General features: G+C 40.9%; 21 protein-coding genes. 3 read left to right on the top strand and 18 right to left on the bottom strand.

Features of this window, described 5'->3' with window-relative positions; all coding sequences use genetic code 11:
• Positions 1 to 63: 63 nt before the first annotated feature.
• From def to N5O98_RS07270, 12 genes are all read right to left on the bottom strand, one after another.
• Positions 64 to 618 carry a peptide deformylase gene (def, locus tag N5O98_RS07215; RefSeq protein ID WP_004297529.1) on the bottom strand — a complete coding sequence of 185 codons (555 nt, stop codon included), beginning with the start codon at positions 616 to 618 and terminating at the stop codon, positions 64 to 66.
• Between the two features lie 44 nt (positions 619 to 662).
• A complete protein-coding gene (gene ruvX / locus N5O98_RS07220; RefSeq protein WP_022199530.1) occupies positions 663 to 1,079 on the bottom strand; it encodes a Holliday junction resolvase RuvX in 417 nt (138 codons plus the stop codon).
• A gap of 74 nt (positions 1,080 to 1,153) precedes the next feature.
• Positions 1,154 to 2,293 (bottom strand): OmpA family protein, encoded by a 1,140-nt coding sequence (locus N5O98_RS07225; RefSeq protein WP_004311450.1) that lies wholly within the window; start codon positions 2,291 to 2,293, stop codon positions 1,154 to 1,156.
• A 319-nt stretch (positions 2,294 to 2,612) separates the two neighbouring features.
• Positions 2,613 to 3,581 carry a PCMD domain-containing protein gene (locus N5O98_RS07230; RefSeq protein WP_022199531.1) on the bottom strand — a complete coding sequence of 323 codons (969 nt, stop codon included), beginning with the start codon at positions 3,579 to 3,581 and terminating at the stop codon, positions 2,613 to 2,615.
• Between the two features lie 25 nt (positions 3,582 to 3,606).
• Positions 3,607 to 4,713, bottom strand: coding sequence for a sulfotransferase family protein (locus N5O98_RS07235; protein WP_004311448.1), 1,107 nt, complete (start codon positions 4,711 to 4,713; stop codon positions 3,607 to 3,609).
• Positions 4,714 to 4,795: 82 nt separating this feature from the next.
• The gene (gene cysN, locus N5O98_RS07240; RefSeq protein ID WP_004307251.1) at positions 4,796 to 6,256 is read right to left on the bottom strand and encodes a sulfate adenylyltransferase subunit CysN; all 1,461 of its coding nucleotides are present in this window, start codon (positions 6,254 to 6,256) and stop codon (positions 4,796 to 4,798) included.
• 12 nt (positions 6,257 to 6,268) lie between these two features.
• Positions 6,269 to 7,177: a sulfate adenylyltransferase subunit CysD gene (gene cysD / locus N5O98_RS07245; protein WP_004297523.1), complete on the bottom strand. Its 909-nt coding sequence runs from the start codon at positions 7,175 to 7,177 to the stop codon at positions 6,269 to 6,271.
• Positions 7,178 to 7,184: 7 nt separating this feature from the next.
• The gene (gene cysC / locus N5O98_RS07250) at positions 7,185 to 7,793 is read right to left on the bottom strand and encodes an adenylyl-sulfate kinase (RefSeq protein WP_022199533.1); all 609 of its coding nucleotides are present in this window, start codon (positions 7,791 to 7,793) and stop codon (positions 7,185 to 7,187) included.
• Positions 7,794 to 7,805: 12 nt separating this feature from the next.
• Entirely contained in the window at positions 7,806 to 9,359 is a 1,554-nt protein-coding gene (locus tag N5O98_RS07255) for an SLC13 family permease (protein WP_004311447.1), read from the bottom strand.
• Positions 9,360 to 9,370: 11 nt separating this feature from the next.
• Positions 9,371 to 10,195 carry a 3'(2'),5'-bisphosphate nucleotidase CysQ gene (gene cysQ, locus N5O98_RS07260; RefSeq protein ID WP_008644080.1) on the bottom strand — a complete coding sequence of 275 codons (825 nt, stop codon included), beginning with the start codon at positions 10,193 to 10,195 and terminating at the stop codon, positions 9,371 to 9,373.
• Between the two features lie 251 nt (positions 10,196 to 10,446).
• Positions 10,447 to 10,941 carry an SPOR domain-containing protein gene (locus N5O98_RS07265; protein WP_004311445.1) on the bottom strand — a complete coding sequence of 165 codons (495 nt, stop codon included), beginning with the start codon at positions 10,939 to 10,941 and terminating at the stop codon, positions 10,447 to 10,449.
• A gap of 115 nt (positions 10,942 to 11,056) precedes the next feature.
• A complete protein-coding gene (locus N5O98_RS07270) occupies positions 11,057 to 11,827 on the bottom strand; it encodes an SDR family oxidoreductase (RefSeq protein ID WP_004307255.1) in 771 nt (256 codons plus the stop codon).
• Positions 11,828 to 12,027: 200 nt separating this feature from the next.
• On the opposite strand from N5O98_RS07270, the gene N5O98_RS07275 reads away from it, so the two are divergent.
• Genes N5O98_RS07275 through N5O98_RS07285 form a run of 3 tightly spaced genes read left to right on the top strand, consistent with a single transcriptional unit; the run spans position 12,028 to position 12,893 of the window.
• Positions 12,028 to 12,237 (top strand): YtxH domain-containing protein, encoded by a 210-nt coding sequence (locus N5O98_RS07275; RefSeq protein ID WP_004297513.1) that lies wholly within the window; start codon positions 12,028 to 12,030, stop codon positions 12,235 to 12,237.
• 32 nt (positions 12,238 to 12,269) lie between these two features.
• Complete coding sequence (locus N5O98_RS07280) at positions 12,270 to 12,632, top strand: phage holin family protein (protein WP_004297511.1); 363 nt, start codon at positions 12,270 to 12,272, stop codon at positions 12,630 to 12,632.
• 3 nt (positions 12,633 to 12,635) lie between these two features.
• Positions 12,636 to 12,893, top strand: coding sequence for a hypothetical protein (locus tag N5O98_RS07285; RefSeq protein WP_004297510.1), 258 nt, complete (start codon positions 12,636 to 12,638; stop codon positions 12,891 to 12,893).
• Positions 12,894 to 12,900: 7 nt separating this feature from the next.
• Here the strand turns inward: N5O98_RS07285 and N5O98_RS07290 are convergent, their stop codons facing one another.
• The 6 genes from N5O98_RS07290 to N5O98_RS07315 all read right to left on the bottom strand — a co-directional run bounded on the left by N5O98_RS07290 (position 12,901) and on the right by N5O98_RS07315 (position 17,210).
• Complete coding sequence (locus N5O98_RS07290; RefSeq protein WP_195664306.1) at positions 12,901 to 13,293, bottom strand: HepT-like ribonuclease domain-containing protein; 393 nt, start codon at positions 13,291 to 13,293, stop codon at positions 12,901 to 12,903.
• Positions 13,286 to 13,579: a nucleotidyltransferase family protein gene (locus N5O98_RS07295; RefSeq protein ID WP_004311443.1), complete on the bottom strand. Its 294-nt coding sequence runs from the start codon at positions 13,577 to 13,579 to the stop codon at positions 13,286 to 13,288. The genes N5O98_RS07290 and N5O98_RS07295 overlap by 8 nt, the downstream gene beginning before the upstream one ends.
• Before the next feature lie 405 nt (positions 13,580 to 13,984).
• The gene (locus N5O98_RS07300; RefSeq protein ID WP_004311442.1) at positions 13,985 to 14,740 is read right to left on the bottom strand and encodes a glycosyltransferase family 2 protein; all 756 of its coding nucleotides are present in this window, start codon (positions 14,738 to 14,740) and stop codon (positions 13,985 to 13,987) included.
• Positions 14,741 to 14,782: 42 nt separating this feature from the next.
• Positions 14,783 to 15,682 (bottom strand): glycosyltransferase family 2 protein, encoded by a 900-nt coding sequence (locus N5O98_RS07305; RefSeq protein WP_004311441.1) that lies wholly within the window; start codon positions 15,680 to 15,682, stop codon positions 14,783 to 14,785.
• A 12-nt stretch (positions 15,683 to 15,694) separates the two neighbouring features.
• On the bottom strand, positions 15,695 to 16,621 hold the full coding sequence (locus N5O98_RS07310; RefSeq protein ID WP_074910956.1) for an acyltransferase family protein: 927 nt from the start codon (positions 16,619 to 16,621) through the stop codon (positions 15,695 to 15,697).
• Between the two features lie 58 nt (positions 16,622 to 16,679).
• Complete coding sequence (locus tag N5O98_RS07315; protein ID WP_022199700.1) at positions 16,680 to 17,210, bottom strand: putative colanic acid biosynthesis acetyltransferase; 531 nt, start codon at positions 17,208 to 17,210, stop codon at positions 16,680 to 16,682.
• Between the last annotated feature and the right edge of the window lie 9 nt (positions 17,211 to 17,219).

Raw genomic sequence — 17,219 nt, forward strand, 5'->3', positions numbered from 1 at the left:
TTGTAAACGAAGCAAAAATAATGCTTTTCGCTTACTTAACAGGGATATAAACGTTTTTTATCTTTATTTCACCTGTTTCATCTTATATGAACTGCGCGCTTTTCCCTTCAACATCGTATTCAGCTTTCCTTTAATCATCTGCTTACGAAGCGGTGAGATATGGTCAATGAACATCTTACCATCCAAATGATCGAACTCATGTTGCATCACCCGAGCCAGATAACCTTCCACCTCTTCTTCATGCTCCACAAAATTCTCGTCCATATATTTCACGCGAATTTTATCACCCCTTTTCACTGTTTCGTGAATACCGGGAAGGCTTAAGCATCCCTCTTCCATACTCACTTCTTCACCCCCTACTTCCAGAATGTGGGGATTGATATAAGCCTTATTAAAGTCTTTAAATTCAGGATATTCCTCCGAAAGCGGATCCAATGTAATCGTAACCACGCGAATAGGCAAACCGATCTGTGGAGCAGCCAATCCTACGCCGTCCGCATGTACCATTGTTTCGAACATGTTCTCAATCAACTCTTTCAGATTCGGATAATCCGGTGTTATGTCCTCTGCAACCTTTCTCAATACAGGTTGACCATATACATAAATAGGTAAAATCATACTTTTATACTCTACTAAAAAATTAAGTTATTCTATGTCCTATACTAAAAACGTTTACTCTCCAAATATGTTTGCAAAATAATAGTAGCACTTATTTCGTCCACCAATGCCTTGTTTTGGCGGTCTTTTTTCTTCAAACCTGCCTCCAGCATAGTACGGTGTGCAAGAACAGAAGTGAAACGTTCATCCACATATTCGACCGGAAGGTCCGGATAACACTTTTTCAGCGAACGAACAAAAGGCTCTATATTCTTCATATTCTCCGAAACCTCATTATTCATTTGCTTGGGCAATCCAATAATAATCCGCTCCACCGGTTCTTTAGCTATATATTCACCGATAAAGTTCAGAAGTTCATGCGTAGGCACCGTCGTCAATCCATTTGCAATCAGCTGCATTGTATCGCTCACAGCTATCCCAGTACGCTTTCTACCATAATCTATTGCTACTATTCTGCTCATGGGGTACAAAAATACAAAAAAGACGCTTCCCGTGAAAGGAAACGTCTCTTTTATTCTATTATTTCAAATGTATATTATTCTTCAACAATAGCTACACGGCTTAACTTAGCATCATCATAGAACATGTTGCCTACACCACCCTTGTAATCAACCTTCAATTGAGAAGCAGGAACACCAAATTCATTAACCATCAGGTCACGAACAGCTTCAGCTCTCTTCTTACTCAACTTCATGTTGTATTCAGCAGAACCAGTACCCTTATCAGCATATCCTGTTATAGTAAACACTTTATCAGTTGCTTTGATACCCTTAGCCATAGCTTCAATATTCATGTATTCTCTCTTGCTGATGTTACTCTTTCCGATATTGAATACAACAACCAGACGTGGAACGAATCCAGCTTCTTTCTTAACGATCACTTCAGGTTTCTTGTTACGAGCTTCAACCAAGTCACGTTTCAAAGATTCGTTTTCACCCTTCAAAGCGTTCACTCTGTCTCTCATGTCGTTCAACTGGCTTTCCGGAACCATTGGTACAGTAGGAACAGCATCCCAACCACGTTTCTTAAACTTGTAAGTAACACCTACAGTCAGACCAGCCAATCCTTCAGGACCTGAATTGCCGAATGCGCCTTTCATCAAAAGTCCACGCAATTCAACGTTAAGATCCAAAGCAGAAGACAAACGGAAACGGTTGATCAAACCGGCATTGATACCCAGTTCGTCATAACCTGCGCCTTTTCCTGAATGTACAAATCCAGCTCCTGCATAAGGAATGAATGAATACAGACGATCTTCTCTATAACCACAAATCATATTGGAAAGATTCAGCATTACATCTCCATGGAAGTTCATCACATTCCACTTTTCTTTGTAGTAGCCATTAGAATACTGTCCTCCGTCTACAAGCGGACCATTAGCATTAGGAGTAGCACCTTTAGCCTGAAGCCCGTTGTAAGCTACACGTAATCCGATACCCGGAGTAAACCACTTACCTACAGCAATGTCAAGTGCCGGAGCAAGACGTTTTCCGAAGTCAGCTTTACCATCATTGTCACCAAAATACATTTGTGCGCCAACGCCACCACTAATAAACCAGTTAGCACCAAAGCGATTTGTTTCCACTCTATAACTCTTTGCTGCATTTTCTTTTTCTTGTGCAGGCAGACATACTGAGACTGCTGCCAATAAAATAAACAATAAACCCTTTTTCATCTCAATTTATTTTAGTAAATAATATATTTCAATTGTCTTACAGGCTAGATACACAACCCAAATGTTCCACACCTGACTAAGAGACAATAAACGTCATCCTTTCTTCTAAAATTAGTGCAAATATAGATATTTAATATAACACAAACAAAAAAACACGTAAATTTTCATTCATTCATAGAATTTTATAGAGCGATAAAAGTGTAATATAACTTCAGAAGGCATCTGAAGGGGTTTGTTGTGGAAGAATTAAAACAAAAAAAAATAGTCAGTGATGAAATTAGATCACTGACTATTTCTATTCTTTGTCTATATACTTTAGTTAATATACCAGTTTTACATTGTCAATCCACAGTGTATTTCCCGGAGAACCGATATAGGCTCCTCCATGACTGGACGTGAACTGAAGACACATATGAGTCGGAACATCATTTTCATCTCCCCAGACCACTTCATGAATAGGCACGCTTTCACCCTTACTGTTCACCGTATAACTTTCAGTCGCCTGCAAACGCATCATGTGCGACTTATATTCCGGACGATTCGTGATGTCACCGTACATAATTTCATAGGTCGCATTATTTTTCCAGTCTGTAGAATGATAGTAATAAGTCACCATAGTCCCTATCCGTTTTGCATACACATTTCCATTGGCATCTTCCCAACGTTTTTGCAGAAGCAGAATAGCTGCCGGATAATCTTTTCCGGGAACATCCGTAATCTTACTGAAACCGGTAGCGCGAATACGATTCTCCCGGTCGGACATCTTCACTTTATAGTCAAACTGAAGAGCCACCGGCTTTTTGGTAAACGGAATACCGGTCTGCAACATTTTCTGTGGATTTTTAGTACCCTTAATCGGTTCATGCACCGAACCGGTAAAGACAGAGCCAGCCGCCAACACCGTAATATTAACCAGTCCCAACACTTTCACACTCTCCATGCGCGTATCCAAACGGGCGCAATATCCATCTCCCCGCTTCTCCGGGAATACCGAAGTATTAGTTTTCGTAATACCAGCAACTTTCGCCATCACATTTGAAGTAGCCCAAGGCGATCCGCCCATATTCTTATAAACCTGATCTCCCTTAATTACCGTCGTCGGCCCTATCGCATATACATTCTTTGTATTCCCACCGATAATGCTCGATTCCTTTATCTGACGGTCCACCCATTGATCCATGTCCCCAAAAGGAAGCATTTCAACTTTATGTTGCGCCATCAAAGACAAGGAAGAAATAAATGCAACGAAACCTGTCATCAACAGGCGATGAACGCTTTTCTGAATCATCAATACTTTTCCTTTCTTTTTCTTCTTATAAATTATAATCCCATTGTTTCAAAGCAAAATCCCAGTTCTCTTCTACCAAACGAATCGTACGGTCGTCATATTTATACTTATTCTTCTTATATCCCTTCTTTCCGCCCACATATTTTTCTATATCAGTACGTGCTTCGGTAAATCCAGGGATAGAAAGAGACTGATAAATATTCTCCGTCATTCCCATCGCATCCGCTTCGAAATCTTCAAATTTCACTTCCATCAAGTTACCTTCCGGAATAAATTTCTTATCCGATTCATACTTATGATAAAGTTTTGCATAGATAGAAAGGACATTTTCCTCTAATTGTTCATTGCTGACATCCTGCAACTTCAACGGTTGAATCGTATTTGTAAAGAAACTGCGTGTAGATTCGAATACGGTATACGGATTACGCATCAGGTAGATAAACTTAGCATTCGGGAACATCTTCACCAGTTCCTTCACCCTTCCGGTATGCGGAGGATTCTTGCTAAGGAATTGAGTTCCCTGGGTATTCCACAAAGAAATCTTAATCAACTTCGTGAACACCTCTTCAAACACCTTCAATTCGGCATCCGTTATATCATCAAACAAAAGATACTTATCGGCATACTCCTGCTGATATTTCGGCAGGAACCAGAAATTATAATATGTATAAGGCATCATGTTCGACAAAGCAAACTCCTCTTCCTGGGGAAGATCCACTGCCAGTTCCATATTATCCGTCGGACGTTTATCCGGCATCAGCCAACTCATATTCTTTTTGAAGAAAGGCTGTCCCCACATCATCAGATGAGGAAATACAGTCTGATAAGTAGTGTTATACCCAAAATGCTTGTCACAAGAGAACACATTATGTACAAATGTAGTTCCACTCCGCCAGTGTCCCAAAATGAACACCGGATCATGCTCCAATGGCTGATTAGCCAGCAACTTCTCGTAACGCCTGTCTTGTAATGACGCCAGTGGAGAAAGCAATCGGCACACAGCCTTCGTCAATCGGTATTTACCTTTGTAGGCTGCGTCAATTTCACGCCCGGCGGTGATAGCCTTGAATGTCTTCCAGTCGGCACCTACCAATGTATTAATCGGAAGTTTATTAAATTCGAGTAATCCCACTTTATTAATTAGAAATTAAGAATTAAAAATTAAAGACGACAGAATGCTGTCATTTTCAGTTTTCAATTTATTGTTGAACAATCTATTTTATTAGTCGCACTGCAAGGCCCTGACGTTCCAGTTCCTTCACAGCTTTCTCTACCGCTTCATAATGTTCCGGAGCAATTCCCAGTTTTGCCATATCCAATACCGGAATATCCTCCGTGTCACTCATATCTTTCATTTCCACGCGGTCGATAATCATACCTACTGCCGAAGTATTATTAGTGATCGGGTCAATCAGGATAAATGAGCCACAAGATTTATTCTTCTTATAAGGATCAAAGAACAATTCCTTAGCCGTAGTCAGCACCACACGGGCAATCTGATTCAACTGCAAAGGCAACGTCTCTTTAGTCAGCTGACCATTCTCCAGAGACAGATGCTCCATCGTATTCACGTCCACCTTATACTTTATCGTATCAATACGCGTACGACTCAAATTGGTAGTCTGCTTAATAAAGAACGACTTATTTACATCCATCGGTTCTTCATCCATCCAGACCATCATAGCATCAAAGTTACGATCCACCGTTGGCAGATTGTCAGGATGCACCAACATTTCGCCGCGCGACACATCGATCTCATCCTCCAATGTCAAGGTCACAGACTGCGGTGGGAAAGCATAATCCAATTCCCCGTCATAAGTCACGATACTCTTCACCTTAGATGTTTTTCCGGAAGGAAGCGCCATCACCGTATCCCCTTTGCGAACGATACCGGATGCAACTTTACCACAGAATCCTCTGAAATCCAGATTCGGACGAAGCACATACTGAACCGGGAAACGGAAATCCGTAAAATTATGGTCATTATCAATATGAACCGTTTCAAGGAAATCGAGCAAAGAAATCCCCTTGTACCACGGAGTACGTTCAGACTTATCCACCACATTATCCCCATCCAATGCAGAAAGTGGAATACAGTTGACGTCAGGAATACCTAATGGAGCAACAAACTTCTTATAGTCAGCCACAATCTCGTTAAAACGCTCTTCCGAGAAACCCACCAGGTCCATCTTGTTGACAGCCAACACCACATGCTTGATTCCTAGCAAAGACACCAGGAAAGTATGGCGACGAGTCTGGGTAATCACTCCGGTACGAGCATCCACCAAGATAATAGCCAAGTTAGCCGTAGATCCCCCGGTAATCATATTACGGGTATACTGTTCGTGTCCCGGAGTATCCGCGATGATAAACTTACGACCATTCGTTGAGAAATAGCGATAAGCCACGTCAATCGTAATACCCTGTTCACGTTCAGCCTTCAATCCATCGAGCAATAACGCATAGTCAATATGCTCGCCCGCATTCCCCACACGTTTACTATCACGCTCCAGTGCATCCAACTGATCCTCATACAGTTTCTTACTGTCAAACAACAAGCGTCCGATCAACGTTGATTTTCCATCATCTACCGAACCCGCAGTCAACAGTCTCAACAAGTCTTTCTGTTCATCCTTGTCCAGAAAAGCTTTTATATCTAATTTATTATCTGCCATAACTAGTTACAATTAAAAGTATCCCTCACGCTTCTTTTGTTCCATACTACCCTCCTGGTCAAAGTCAATCACACGGGTAGTACGTTCACTCTTCGTCGTAGTCATCATTTCCTCCACAATCTCTTCAATCGTAGCAGCTCCACTTTCCACTGCCCCTGTCAGAGGCCAGCAGCCCAACGTACGAAAACGAACCATCTTCATTTCAATCTGGTCACGGTACTTTTCAGGCAAACGGTCATCATCCGCCATAATAATATTGCCATCCAAATTAATTACCGGACGCTCCTTAGCATAATATAACGGAACGATCGGAATATTCTCCAAGCGAATATACTGCCAAATATCCAATTCAGTCCAGTTGCTAATCGGGAATACACGAATACTTTCCCCCTTATGCACGCGGGCATTATAAATATCCCACAATTCAGGACGCTGATTCTTCGGGTCCCATTGGTGAAACTTATCCCGGAAAGAGAAAATACGTTCCTTCGCACGTGACTTCTCCTCGTCACGACGGGCACCACCAAATGCAGCATCAAACTTATACTTATCCAACGCATGAAGCAAAGCCTGCGTCTTCATCAAGTCCGTATGCACCTTGCTTCCATGCGTAAAAGGTCCTACCCCTGCATGAAAAGCCTCCATATTACTTTCAACAATCAGATTCCATCCGTACTTCTTCGCATATTCATCACGAAACTGAATCATCTCCTTGAACTTCCATTTCGAATCGATATGCATCAACGGGAATGGCACTTTACCCGGATAAAACGCTTTTTCAGCCAAGCGTACCATCACCGAGGAATCCTTTCCGATACTGTAAAGCATCACCGGATTCTCAAATTCCGCCGCCACCTCGCGGATGATATGAATAGACTCGGCTTCGAGCTCCTTCAAGTGGCTTAATTTATATTCTTCCATATTTATTTCATTTTATACACTTCACTTTTGGCAAAACAAGCTCCAACAAACGGTTCACCGACTCCTCCAAAGTCAATTTGGAAGTATCCAGTGACAAAGCCGGATGTTCGGGAACCTCGAAAGGTGCGGAAATTCCTGTAAAATTCTGAATTTCCCCTTTCCGTGCCTTCGCATACAATCCTTTCACATCACGTTTCTCACATTCCTCCAGCGGAGTACTAACGAAAACCTCCAGAAAATCATCCTTACCAATAATGTTTGCAGCCATTTCGCGAATATCATTATTAGGGCTGATAAATGCAGCAATCGTAATGATACCACTATCCAGAAACAACTTCGACACTTCCGCTATGCGACGGATATTTTCCATCCGGTCCGTTTCGGAGAATCCCAGGTTATTATTAATTCCACTACGGATATTATCCCCATCCAGGATACGGCAAAGCAATCCACGCTTATGAAGTTCACGTTCCAATGCGATGGCAATCGTGCTCTTTCCGGAACCACTCAATCCGGTAAACCAGATCATCACACTGTGTTGCCCCAAAAGCTCTTCTTTGTCCTGCCGCGTCATCATGCGGTCAAATATCGGATATATATGGTTCTTTTCTTCCATTTACAATTTTATTTAAAAGTTCCAGATCAACGGGATCAGAATAATAGAGATTAAGAAAGTGATAATATTAAGCGGCAACCCGATACGTACAAAATCCGTAAACTTATAGTTACCGATACCTTGCACAATCAAATTTGTCTGATAACCGATCGGTGTCGAGAAGCTGGCAGATGCAGCCATACAGATCACCACAAAGAAAGGCGTAGGGCTCACTCCTAATTGGGCAGAGATTGACAGTGCCAAAGGAAACGCCAAAGCCGCTGCCGCATTGTTAGTAATCAATTCCGTAAACAAGTTCGTGATAATAAATACCATTGCAAGCAACACATGCGGGCCGTAATCATCACTCAATCCGATAATAAACTTCGCAACGCTATCCGCCACGCCGGAGTTCACCATCGCCTTACTGATAGCAAAGGCACAGGCAATCGTAATCAGAATATCCCACGAAATATATTTAGTATATTTACGGGCAGGGAACAGATTCGTCCATGCCATAATAATAGTAGTAATAGACACAAAGAAAAACATATCCAACTTGATATCCGGAAACATCTCCTTCGTTACCGGAAGCTCCCCTACCGTTGCACCCACAATCATCAGCACCAGCAACAACAAAGCAAACCAACGCTTCTTCTTCCCGGTAGTATCCGGCTCATTCCCATTCGTCAACAAGACAAACACAGAAGATTCCCCCCATGTCGGAATAAACGTATCATCCGCCATCACCACCAATGTATCCCCTTCGTGAAGTACCACTTCCTCCAGATTCGACACAAAACGTTGTCCGTTACGTGTTTTAATCTCTTTTACCTCCGCACCGTAATGACGCTGGAAATTAAAATCCTTCAGTTTTTTATTGATACCGGGAAAACGGGCACCCAAAACAGCCTCTACCCGATGCAACTTCTCCCCTTCTTCTACTTCTTCATCCGGCACAGCCGTATCCGGACGTGCATCCGGCAAAAGACGTTTGGAGAAAAGAAATATATAAATGATTCCGGCAATAGCTATAAAAATACCCACCTTTCCGAGCTCGAACATAGAAAAGCCTTCAAATCCGGCCTCCAATATCATACCGTGCACCACCAGATTGGTAGAAGTACCGATCAAGGTACAGATACCTCCTAAAATAGTCACATAAGAAAGAGGAATCAGAAACTTCGTAGCCGGAAGATTCACCGACTTAGCCCAATGCTTGATAATCGGGGCAAAAATAACCACAACAGGCGTATTATTCAGAAAGGCAGAAATAAATGCCACCGAAGGTAATATACGCAACTGTGCCTTAAATACTGTCGTCTTTCCTTGCGGAAGCAACTTCTTAATCACTTGTCCCAATGTGCCCGACTGACGAATACCCTCACTCACCAGAAACAGCAGAGCAACGGTAATCATCCCTTTATTACTAAACCCTTCCAACATCTCCTTAGGAGTCAGAATGCCGGCACACAGAAACAAAACCACTACCGAAAAAAGTATCATGCCCGGACGCATCTTATCTGCTATCAAAGCCGCTACCATTCCTAATAGGGATAATAGTACAAATACAATTTCAAATGTCATATAAACATTATTTAGTGTTCTCTTTTTGGCTCAACGATAAACCACGGATTCAATAAATCCTCCTTATTATATCGTAGAGGTTCTTCCTTTCCAGCCTGATATACTTCCATCCCTGCAGCACGGGCTATCGCATGCCCGGCAGCCGTATCCCACTCCATCGTCGGAGCGAAACGCGGATATACATCAGCCTTACCTTCAGCAACCAGACAGATTTTAATTGAACTTCCGCTCGAAATCAACTCCACACTGCCGTGTTTCTTCTTCAAATCTGCAATATATGATTCCGTTTCAGGCGACAGGTGCGAACGGGAAGCAACCACGATCAGATGATCGTGCACCTCTTTCAAAGGTATCTGTTCCGACTTCCCAATCAGTTGTTCCAATGCCACGCCGTCATCTTCCAAACTGACAATACCGGAACATTTATAAGCCCCTACACCTTCGATCCCGAAATAAAGTTCTTTTTTAACAGGCACATAAATAACACCGAATACAGGTACAGAGTTCTGCACCAAAGCGATATTTACCGTAAATTCTCCATTGCGCTTAATAAACTCCTTCGTTCCATCCAGCGGATCTACAATCCATAAAGTATCCCATCCTCGACGGATCTCATACCCTAAATGCTTCCCTTCTTCACTAAGAACAGGAAAAGGAGTATCGTTCAGAATAGCCACAATCGCTTCATGCGCTTTTCTGTCTGCTATAGTTAGCGGAGAGTTGTCAGCTTTCCTCTCTATTTCAAAGTCCGATGCCGGATCATTATAAATAGAAAGAATCTTTCCACCTGCTTTTAGAGCCGCGTCGATAGCAGCCATTACATATTTTTGTTCCATTCAATCTCTAAATTAATGCCCTATTCACATTCAGGCAAAACATCCTCCAAATTAAGAGTTGACAAAAGTAAAAACTTTCTTTGCTATAAAAGTTTCCCCACTATGATTTATAACTTCTTTTAGTAGAAAGATAAAAATATCTAAACGAAAAAGCCACTCATTTTCAATAAAAAAGCAGTAACTTCCCAGTTACCGCCTTCTTATTCGGAAAAAAACGTTCGTTCTTTCCAATATATATTACCAAAAAGAAATCAATATACACGATACAGCAACCAAGCACCCTGGAAATCCGAACGGTTCGGGTATTTAGCCTTGAATGCATCGCGAGCTTCAGCAGCAGCAGTCTTGTCAGCAAAAGAGTTCACAATCACACGATACATTGCCTTATCAGCATTAAATGCAATCGTAGAGTGATATCCCTGTCCGTCCAACCAATCTTTCAGGCCTTCAGCATTCGCTTTCACACCAAAGCTACCTGCTACAACGCTATAATCTTTCAATCCTTCGTTACCGGAAACCACTGTAACCTTTTCCTGACGAACGCCGGATGTATCTGCCACTTTAGTAGTTGTCACAGGAGCTGCAACCACCGGAGTAACCTCTACCGGAGCTTCCACCTGCGGTTCTGCCAATTCTTGCTGTTTTGCTTTTTCGTAAGCTTTCTTATAGGCACTTTCGCTGGATTTACAAGATGCAAATGCTAGCACCAAGCATACTCCCATTCCTAATACGACTAATTTTTTCATAATCCTATACTCTGTTTTAATTAATAATTCAATATTCTCGTCTATTATATTTAGTTTCGGGCAACAAAATAATAGAAATTTTATCATCCGGCAAAGAAATCCGTCAAAAAAACGTCTATTCCGGCTTCTTCTTATACGAAATAGTGCCTGTTGCCTGATAAGTAGGCATCAAAAGTACCTCCGCAATCTGAATATGTGCAGGAGCCGACGCGGCAAAATAAACCGTTTCTGCAATGTCATCTCCCGTCAACGGACGAATCCCTTTATAAAAATTATCGGCAGCTTCCTTATCTCCCCGATAACGCACCACTGTAAAGTTTGTCTCCACCATTCCCGGTTTGACATTCGTCACTCTCAATGGAGTATCCACCAGATCAATCCGGAGTCCGTCCGAAAGAGCCTTCACGGCAGCTTTCGTTGCGCAATACACACTTCCGCCCGGATAAGCGGCATCCCCCGCAATAGATCCTATATTAATAATATGTCCGCGTCCGCGTTCCACCATACCGGGCACCACCAAACGCGTCATAGCCAACAGTCCCCTTATATTCGTATCGATCATGATATCCCATTCATCCAGGCTACCCTCGAATTCCTTATCCACACCGATCACCAGTCCGGCGTTGTTCACCAACACATCAATCGCCTTCCATTCTTCGGGTAATGATTCCAAAGAGGCGGCAGCCAATTTCCGGTCGCGCACATCAAAAGGCAATATATAAACCCGGACACCATACGCCCCTTCCAGTTCAGCTTTCAGTTCTTCCAGTTTCGATACGGTACGGGCATTCAGAATCAGATTCCATCCCTCCCTCGCAAATTTACGGGCACAACCCTCACCAATTCCGCTACTGGCGCCAGTTATAAAAACAATCTTAGCTTCCATTATGTTTTGATTTACAATATTCGAAAACAAAAGTACGCCTTAACCTTCAAAGGTTAGCTACGAAAGTCAGTTAAATAAGATTAAACCATAAAAGAAAAAAAGAATTATAAAACGTAGCAAAAAATTTCAGTTTTCACGAACAACCTTTCCATAAAAATGTTATATTTGTTGTATCATAATCATTTTAAACATTATACATTATGAAAGGATTGAATGTTTTAGCAGCTTTTCTGGGTGGTGCAGCCGTAGGTGCAGCCCTTGGTATTTTATTTGCTCCTGAAAAGGGAGAAGATACCCGTCATAAAATCGCAGAGATTCTTCGTAAAAAAGGAATCAAGCTTAATCGCAGTGAAATGGAAACTCTCGTTGACGAGATCGCTGCCGAGATGAAGGGAGAAATAGCAGAATAAGTGAGTAACCAAAGACTAAAAACAGAGCGACCATGTTTGCAGACGATAAAAGTATTGAGAATTTTCAGCAGTTGTTTTTCGAGTTCAAGAAATATCTGGAGCTTCAAAAAGAATATACCAAATTAGAATTGACGGAGAAGTTAACCATACTTTTTTCCACGTTAATTATGATATTAGTACTTATTATCCTTGGCATGGTTGCCCTGTTTTATCTGCTTTTTGCTCTTGCTTATATATTGGAGCCTTTAGTGGGCGGTCTGATGTCGAGTTTCGCCATCATAGCAGGCATCAATGTTGTTCTCATCGCCCTGGTTATTATTTTCCGCAAGCAGCTCATCATTTCTCCGATGGTGAACTTCCTCGCTAATTTATTTTTAACTGATTCAAATAAATAAATTATGAATGCGCAGACCCCGCAGAAATTTACATTAGAAGAGATTGCCGAACGTAAAAAGAAGCTTTTAAATGAAATCCATGCTCAAAAAAAGGCCATGACAGCTACTACACGCGAAATATTCGCCCCGCTTGCTCCGGCAACCAACAAGGCGGATGCACTCATGCGTTCGTTCAATACCGGTATGGCTGTATTTGATGGCGTAGTGATGGGAATCAAGATTATGCGGAAGATACGGGCGTATTTTAGAAATTTGAGATAAAAACCATTTAGTCAATCGCTTGATTGGATATTTTCAAATCGTCTATGATTTGTTGCAACACATCTTTTAACTTCGGCAAATCATGTTTTATCACGTCATAAACAACTTCAGCATCTAAATCAAAATAATGATGTGCGATTATATCCCTCATTCCCATTACACCTTTCCAATCCATCTCTGGATAGAAAGATAATAACTTTTTATCTGTTAATTTATCAACACCTTTCACTCCTTCACCGATGGCTATTAATAACATACAAGTACTCTCTAGTCTTTCCATTCCGGATGGAGTCAATAAATAAAAAGAAGGGGAAGTAATAGTTTCCGAGTTCGCTAATATCCTTTCCACCGTTTGGAAAATTTTCTTTAGCAATGATTCTATTATCTGACTTTTACACATAAATTCCATCTTTATTGATACACCCTCTCAATAATTCATCCATATTATTTCGCAACCGAACCAGATCAACAGGGCATTTCAATAGTTTTTCCAATTCTTCTTTAATATGAACTAAAGTAAAGATAGAAGGTCTATCAATTTCAACACAAATATCGACATCACTACCCTCATGTTGTTCACCACGAGCAACGGAGCCAAATATCCCCATGCGAGAAATACCATATTTAGCAGCATTCTTGCGCATATACTCACGAAGCAAAGATAAGTATTCTACAGTAGTCAACATAATAAATTGCTTTTATCTATATTACAAAGAAATGCATTTTCTTTCAAAAACACAATAGATAATCAATAAAAAATATTCTAATTCTTTCTATTATACAAAACTAGAAATCTGAATATTATCTTTAATCAATAAGCATGGTATTAAAAAAACAATATATCAACGATCTTCACAGACAGTTGATATATTTAGAATACATATCAGCATTTTGCCAATATGAGGGGACAGATCAGGAATATACCGCTGTATTTTTCCCAACCTGCAGAATGTAGGGGATTCATGTGTGTAGCATGAAGTTAGGGACCTACATATTTCGTTATATTATAGGCTAATAATCTTCAGAAGTTTATTTTTAGAAAGTGGCTAGTTGATCAACACAAATCAACGATCAATCTCATTTAATTACCATTATCCTTTCAATAATGCCAACACAAACTGTGGTACTTTCCATGCCATCTTCTCTAATTTAGTCAGAGTAGGCCATAGACCGTGAGAGGAGTACACTCTAATGTCTTCTCCCCACATTTTCTTACGCTTAGCACTATCGGTAGAAAGCCCTCCCATGCGCATACGTACAACATACTCTTTCAAATAAGTAACAGAAAGTCCGCCCGTCATCAGATAACGCACCAACAGTTCACTATCCGCAGCAATCTTATAACTTTCGTTATAAAGACCTAGTCTCATCATTACCTCGCGGCGAATATAACAAGTAGGATGTAATGGAAGCCAGCCATGACGTACCTTCCATAAACGATAATCACCGCCAATCCAGTTACGTACTACCTTGTCTGTATTATCAGGATTCACAAAAAGTCCATCACCATACAGAAAATCTGCTCGAGTAGTCTTCATGTGTTCCACAATGCGGCTTATGACCCCATTATCATAGAAGAAATCATCCGAATGTAGTAATCCGATTACATCACCTGTAGCCACACGAATTCCCTTATTAATGGCTTCATACATTCCATGATCAGGCTCCGAGATAATAGTTGAGATACGACCTTCATATTCTCTAATAATCTCTAACGAACCATCCGTACTCGCCCCATCTACAACAATAAACTCTATGTCATTATAGTCCTGTGCCAATACGCTCTCTATGGCATCACGAATCGTCGCCGCACGATTAAAGCACGACGTTATTATAGATACTTTCATAAAATTTTATTATACATCAAAGACCCTACACATATTAAAAGATCATAGGAATTTCTCTTTCAAATATGTCTTTATCATTTCTTCATTCCACCCACATTGCTTCTTCAATTCATACACCTTTGCATCTACCAGCATTCTGTACCAAAAACCTTGTAAGATGTGCCAAATGAAACCTTCTTTTCCATCAAGAAACCCGCCTTTCAAAATATAACGGATAGTAAAGTTGACAAAAGGTCGTATGAAAAGAGGTGACTTAATGTATTTTATTTTTAGCCAACGTTTGCGTTGCTCCTCCATCCCAAAAAGTTTAGGAACTACTTCCTGTGCTTTAGCATCCATAGCATACTCCATCATCAGCATATCAGCCATTTCACGAGTTGCATACCCGTTATGCTTTTCCGTCCACCAAGTCAAATTATTAAGATTGGCATCCACCTGATTACCTTCATTCACAGTAATCGCTTTACCATCAAAGAGGCGGATATGCTCATCCATCCATCGATTTTCACAGTCACCATGTCCCTTACGAAACACCTTTAAGTGATATGATGGATACCATCCTCCATGTAATAACGGACGCCCCATGAAGTCTATACGTTTGCGCACATAAACACCATTTACATCCACATCACACTGCGCCAATGTTCTCTTCATGGAATCACCTAAGTTACCTTCTAAGAACTCGTCAGCATCAATGCGCCAAATCCATTCCGACTGAATATCACATTCATACACCCCATAATTAAACTGCGTGGCATAGTTTTTCCATGGATTCTTATAAACCCGTGCACCCATACTTTCAGCTAGTTCACACGTATTATCCGTACTCAAAGAATCCACTACAATCACTTCATCACACACATCTTGTAATGACTCTATGCAACGCACAATATGTTTTGCCTCATTCTTAGTAAGAATGATGGCAGCAATAGAATTATTCATAAAACTGGATGATTACACTTGGCATACTTTCTCCCATGTTATTCGATCTTCCTTAAAAAGCAAGGAAAACAAATTGGAAGAGCATTTTAGAAAATATGCTATTAGAAATATTACAATATAAGTAAGGAGTATATTCCAAGGAAAAATGTCATTAAACCTATCAGTAAATAGTGCGTATTGCACCATATATACTTCAAGCGTCAAAGTTGAAATAAAATAGACAGGTCTACCCATCCATGATTTATCAAATATACGAGCTACTTTCGCCGCATCACAGAACACAAACAACCAGTAGATAGTAGATAATAGTGGCATTAATGATATCAGTTGAAACCTGCATAACGTAGAATCCAATTTGTAACTTCCCATACATACATAATATAGCCCTACCGAAATTATGGTATATACTCCTGCACGCAGAGGAGTACGTTCTTTCCTTTTACTAATAGCTGTCATAGCCCCTAGCAACATAAAAAGGAAATAATAAACCCTCATAAAAGAAACATCCGCATACATAACAGATTTTGTATAGTCCAACAGCCAAATACTACTCAAGGCTATGACAACAAAGAAAATCGTAAAAACCCACTTTAGATGATTCATAAAAAAAGTCCGTATTATATAAAAGATAACATAATAAACCATGATGCAAGGAACAAACCAATAACGAGGAGGAATAATTAATTCCTCAACATACCAGTTCCAATCAAAAAAGAGACTAGAGAGCAAAGCCCACATAATTATAGTAGGATAAATACGATTTATTCTACGTTTGTACCAATTAGGAAAATTATCAGTTCTTCCTAAAAACAATGTAAAACCGGAACAAAAAAAGAACAAGCCATCACCTATGGCCCCCCCCGTCACTAACCCACCATATTGAGGAAACAACAGCCCCATGTGGGAATAGGTAATCAATAAGGCGGCTAAGAATTTCAAGAGAATAACGCCCCTGTTTTTACCCCCCCTATTTGGTTGTAATAATTTACAATTAAAGTCACTTAATTTTTCTCTTTTTAATAAATTTGGCAGGATTTCCTCCCACCATAGTCCATGGTTCTACATCTTTAATCACTACTGCGCGGGCCGCGCATACAGCCCCTTCCCCTACCGTTGCTCCTTGACCAACGAAAACTTCGGCACACACCCAAGCTCTATCCCCAATCACTATCGGAGCATCTGTTTGATGATGATGCGGGTCGGTAATATCGTGCCCTGCCGTGCAAAGGAAAGCCCGTTGACTAACTGTAGCATTACGTCCAATACGTACCAATACTGTATTGTAGCAATCTACCCCCTCTGCCAAGCAAGCATAATCATCCATTATTAACAGCCACGGCTGAAACACGTGGGCGGTGGCATACACCATCGCTGTAGATGCGATCTTTGCGCCAAATGCACGAAGCAACATACGTTTCCATCCCATTGCCATAGAGCGAGGAAACGGACGGGCAAGACAAGTCCAAACCATACTCCATACCAATCTGCGAAATTTATTCCTCTTAGAATATGGAGTTTTAAATTCCATCAAATCCTT

This window comes from Bacteroides sp. LFL-34 (genome assembly GCF_027257075.1).
GTDB lineage: Bacteria > Bacteroidota > Bacteroidia > Bacteroidales > Bacteroidaceae > Bacteroides > Bacteroides ovatus.

Bases quoted from the DNA above. Each gene is read 5' to 3' on its own strand.
- def (WP_004297529.1), bottom strand. From the start codon at position 618: ATGATTTTACCTATTTATGTATATGGTCAACCTGTATTGAGAAAGGTT.
- ruvX (WP_022199530.1), bottom strand. From the start codon at position 1,079: ATGAGCAGAATAGTAGCAATAGATTATGGTAGAAAGCGTACTGGGATA.
- N5O98_RS07225 (WP_004311450.1), bottom strand. From the start codon at position 2,293: ATGAAAAAGGGTTTATTGTTTATTTTATTGGCAGCAGTCTCAGTATGT.
- N5O98_RS07230 (WP_022199531.1), bottom strand. From the start codon at position 3,581: ATGATTCAGAAAAGCGTTCATCGCCTGTTGATGACAGGTTTCGTTGCA.
- cysN (WP_004307251.1), bottom strand. From the start codon at position 6,256: ATGGCAGATAATAAATTAGATATAAAAGCTTTTCTGGACAAGGATGAA.
- cysD (WP_004297523.1), bottom strand. From the start codon at position 7,177: ATGGAAGAATATAAATTAAGCCACTTGAAGGAGCTCGAAGCCGAGTCT.
- cysC (WP_022199533.1), bottom strand. From the start codon at position 7,793: ATGGAAGAAAAGAACCATATATATCCGATATTTGACCGCATGATGACG.
- N5O98_RS07255 (WP_004311447.1), bottom strand. From the start codon at position 9,359: ATGACATTTGAAATTGTATTTGTACTATTATCCCTATTAGGAATGGTA.
- cysQ (WP_008644080.1), bottom strand. From the start codon at position 10,195: ATGGAACAAAAATATGTAATGGCTGCTATCGACGCGGCTCTAAAAGCA.
- N5O98_RS07265 (WP_004311445.1), bottom strand. From the start codon at position 10,941: ATGAAAAAATTAGTCGTATTAGGAATGGGAGTATGCTTGGTGCTAGCA.
- N5O98_RS07270 (WP_004307255.1), bottom strand. From the start codon at position 11,827: ATGGAAGCTAAGATTGTTTTTATAACTGGCGCCAGTAGCGGAATTGGT.
- N5O98_RS07275 (WP_004297513.1), top strand. From the start codon at position 12,028: ATGAAAGGATTGAATGTTTTAGCAGCTTTTCTGGGTGGTGCAGCCGTA.
- N5O98_RS07280 (WP_004297511.1), top strand. From the start codon at position 12,270: ATGTTTGCAGACGATAAAAGTATTGAGAATTTTCAGCAGTTGTTTTTC.
- N5O98_RS07285 (WP_004297510.1), top strand. From the start codon at position 12,636: ATGAATGCGCAGACCCCGCAGAAATTTACATTAGAAGAGATTGCCGAA.
- N5O98_RS07290 (WP_195664306.1), bottom strand. From the start codon at position 13,293: ATGTGTAAAAGTCAGATAATAGAATCATTGCTAAAGAAAATTTTCCAA.
- N5O98_RS07295 (WP_004311443.1), bottom strand. From the start codon at position 13,579: ATGTTGACTACTGTAGAATACTTATCTTTGCTTCGTGAGTATATGCGC.
- N5O98_RS07300 (WP_004311442.1), bottom strand. From the start codon at position 14,740: ATGAAAGTATCTATAATAACGTCGTGCTTTAATCGTGCGGCGACGATT.
- N5O98_RS07305 (WP_004311441.1), bottom strand. From the start codon at position 15,682: ATGAATAATTCTATTGCTGCCATCATTCTTACTAAGAATGAGGCAAAA.
- N5O98_RS07315 (WP_022199700.1), bottom strand. From the start codon at position 17,210: ATGGAATTTAAAACTCCATATTCTAAGAGGAATAAATTTCGCAGATTG.